We start from the raw sequence: 3,830 nt of genomic DNA on the forward strand, positions 1-3,830 counted from the left end.
GTCGGCATAATGTCTCTTCTTGGGCCATCCTTGATACGCAATCTTTCAACAAAAATTGCCTAAATTAAACGTAAATTTATTCTAATCGTAAATATAGTCTTATTTTGTTCATTTTTCTGTTGTGAATAATACAGTTTTTTACGTCATAACATCCATGTTCTGTAATATTTTGTTATCACCGACAATTATTCAGAGCAAAAATAAAATTCTTTTCTATACTGGAAGGTAGCCGATTTCCTTCTTTCGTTAAGAGATTCCACTATGCACGTGAAGCAATGCGTTTAAAAAACAGGATGCTGACAGAATGAACAAGCAAACTTTTTATAGCTTGCTATCAGGTGTGTGGACTAAGCTATTTGGTGCCGAGCTCAAATATATTGAGCCCCAGCCTCATCAACAAGAATGCATTTTAGAGTGCTTTGTAGAAATACCTATCGTTGGCCAAAACAATTTTTTAATGGTTTTAGCAATGCCAACAAAACTTAGCTACAGGGCCGCCTCTCTATTATTTCAGCTACCGGAAGAAGAGCTCAGCAAAAACGACGCAAATGACGCGCTCTGTGAATTAGGAAATATCCTGGCAGGCCAAGTACAACTCGAAATAAGCGAAGATACACACTTAGATGTGCCGATCCAGCTTACGAAGGAACAAGCGCAAACGCTAATGCAGGATATTGAGCCGGATTGGGAAGTCTTTACGCAGGATGAAGACGGAACAACCATATATGCCGGCGTATTTATTGGACAAAGTTAGCGCAATGAATAAACTATCGCTTCAAATAATTAATAAAGCAATTCAAACACTTGCTATATACAAAGGGTCTTATCCGCAATGAAATTTCTTATCGTAGACGATAGCCGTGCCATGCAAGTTATTGTTAAACGTGGCCTAGAACAGCTGGGTTATAGCGACAATGAATACAAGACGGCAAATAACGGAAAAGATGCGCTTAATATAGCCAAAGACTGGACGCCTGACCTAATTCTATGTGACTGGCATATGCCGGAAATGACAGGAATTCAGCTGCTGCAATTATTGAATAAATTGGAACTACCCAGCAACATCGGGTTTGTCACCTCAGAAACCTCTGAGAGCCGTTTAAAAGAAGCGAAAGAAATGGGTGCATGTTTCATTGTAAACAAGCCCTTTACCGATGAAGATTTGCATAAAGCAGTTCTGCCTATCCTCCAAGGCGCAATAGAAGGTGAGGATGCTTTAAAGCAAGATACAGCCGTAACTTGCGACAAAGGCATCACACTACCTACGGCAGCCGCATTCGATAAAGCCATTAATGCGGTCACCAGCTCTTCGGTTAAACTCACCGAAAAAACAACCGAGCCACTCAATTACGAGCACCTTCCCTTCATTACAGGTATTTACGCGATATCAGGCACCTCGTCTATTCGTAGTATCTGCGTACTCGATCTTGAAGCAAGCTGTTTTTTGGGTTCCGCTCTGCATAACCTGCCGGTTGAAGATGCGCTTGACTCAATACAGAAAAAGGCAATCCCAAAGCAGCTTCTCGAAAACTGCGGCATGGTACTCAAGGTAATTTCGGTTCTATTCTTCGACCAAAAAAGTGGCACGGACCTAAAGCTGGAAAACTTCCACCTGATCGCCAAACCATTCGATAAACTAGATGCGTTAAGTCGAAAAGGCGGTAACCAGCGCATGGATTTTGAGCTCTGTATAGATGGTTATGGGAAGGGCCGAATGTCGGTGATCGCAGTTAATCGCTAAGTTAGTTATCTATTCCGTTCATTTGTCTGGACCTTATATTTAACCTCGCTCCCTTACTCAATCTATTATCACCTTATACACTCCTATCACCTTGGGGGTATAAAGTTGATTAGGGTCAACTGCCCTGCTTTTCTTCGTTTCTCTTCGCTACAGATCACTGTATTAATGTTCGCAACGTCAATGGCTTACATTAAATATTGGATCTACAGACGAGATGAAATACCCTTTTGATGGAACAAGCTTTTCCCTTAGGAATTTGTATCTATTAGTTTCCTGTCTATTTATCTGCCTTATCGGCAGCCCTGCTTTTTCTGCCGGGCTTGATATCACGCCAATTAAAGCCCCTCTTCCCTTTATCCAAGAGGCTTTCCCGAATGCCAGCTCGATTTCTGAAAAAACTGGCGACCCTCAAATCAAAACGATTTTCCAAGACGAGCAAGTCATTGGCTACGCCTTTGAAACAGATGATGTCGCGCGTATTCCTGCCTACTCCGGTGAACCCGTCAATACACTTGTGACGTTGGATACTCAAGGAACAATCATTTCTGCCAATGTTCTGGAACATCATGAACCTATCTTGCTGGTAGGAATTCCAGAGCAAGATTTATGTGACTTTACGGACCAATACCAAGGGCTAAAAGTTAACACCAAGGTAAAAGTCGGCACGGGAACAGAAGAGAACACCGAGTATCTCGATGGCGTATCCGGTGCAACCGTCACTGTGATGGTGATGAACATGGGGATTATTCGCGCCGCCAACGAAGTGGCGATCGCGCATGGCATCATCGAAGCCTCTGAATTTGCCTCACAGGCTGCGGCCACGATTAATCAAGAAGTCTACCAGCCTTCCGACTGGCAGACCCTGACAGGCAACGGTGCGATCCGACGTTTCCATTTGAACAATTCCAAAGTCGATGATGCTTTCATGGCAACTGAAGCTGCGGACCAGGCAGCCCCGCTTGAAGAAAAAGAAGACACTTTTGTCGATCTATATTATACGCAATTGAATATCCCGACAGTCGGCCGTTCACTCTTAGGTGACGGTGAATATGAATGGATGATGGAGCAACTAAAGCCCGGCGAGCATGTAATAGGTTTACTCGGAAACGGCTATTCCTTTAAAGGCTCTGGCTATGTTCGCGGAGGAATATTTGACCGAATCGTCATTCACCAAGGTAAAAATGAGTTCAGCTTCAGGGATACCGAACAATACCGAATTAACGACCTATATGCTGCGGGTACGCCGCACTTTAAAGAAATGTCGCTGTTCATTGTCAGCGAGCATCATAAGTTTGACCCCGGACAACCCTGGCAAGTCGAGCTACTTATTCGCCGCCAGACAGGCCCTATTGAAGGCGTCTTTACCAGTTTTAAACCAGAGTATGCCGCACTCGAAGAGTTTTTAATTAGGCCTGAACCGCCAGAAATCTAAGAAGAAAAAGCGCTATGGGAACAGGTTTGGGAAGATAAGAGTACGGCAACGAAACTGCTGGTCTTCAGCATGTTGGTTCTCACCCTTGTATTATTCATACAAGATTGGTTAGTTAAGTTCCCTCGCTTTATGCACTATTTCAGAATTGGCTTCCTTCTTTATACAGTAGGGTTTATTGGCTGGTACTGTAAGGGACAGCTGTCCGTTGTCAATGTACTTACCTTCGTTCAATCGCTGATGAACGACTTCAACTGGGAAACCTTCCTCCTCGACCCGATTATTTTTGTACTTTGGGTTTTTGTCGCTGCCACAGTCTTAATGTGGGGCCGAGGTGTTTACTGCGGCTGGTTGTGCCCCTTCGGTGCCTTGCAAGAGCTGATAGGCGAAATCGCGATGAAGCTACGCATTCCTCAGCTACATATTCCTTTTGTTATTCATGAGCGTTTATGGGCGATTAAATACCTAATTTTGCTAGCTTTGTTTGGCTTATCACTGGAGTCCCTGGCTGTCGCAGAAACCTATGCCGAAGTGGAGCCTTTCAAAACAACTTTCCTGCTGCGCTTCGATCGCGATTGGCCCTTCATTCTTTACGCGGCCGGGCTTCTGGTTACGTCAATATTTAATCGTAAGTTCTATTGCCGCTACGTCTGCCCAATG

4 protein-coding genes are annotated in these 3,830 nt (G+C 44.0%); all 4 read left to right on the forward strand.

The genetic code is table 11. The features are described 5' to 3' along the window. Window positions 1–304: 304 nt before the first annotated feature. The gene (locus A3756_RS02860; RefSeq protein WP_068507627.1) at window positions 305–754 is read left to right on the forward strand and encodes a chemotaxis protein CheX; all 450 of its coding nucleotides are present in this window, start codon (window positions 305–307) and stop codon (window positions 752–754) included. A 78-nt stretch (window positions 755–832) separates the two neighbouring features. Continuing rightward, the gene (locus A3756_RS02865; RefSeq protein ID WP_068507629.1) at window positions 833–1,741 is read left to right on the forward strand and encodes a response regulator; all 909 of its coding nucleotides are present in this window, start codon (window positions 833–835) and stop codon (window positions 1,739–1,741) included. 214 nt (window positions 1,742–1,955) lie between these two features. Then, window positions 1,956–3,173, forward strand: a complete 1,218-nt coding sequence (locus tag A3756_RS02870) for an FMN-binding protein (protein WP_068552894.1) — start codon at window positions 1,956–1,958, stop codon at window positions 3,171–3,173. Window positions 3,174–3,242: 69 nt separating this feature from the next. Beyond that, the coding region (locus A3756_RS02875; RefSeq protein ID WP_156490221.1) for a 4Fe-4S binding protein at window positions 3,243–3,830 on the forward strand (588 nt) is incomplete at its 3' end.

It is taken from the genome of Oleiphilus sp. HI0086 (genome assembly GCF_001635225.1).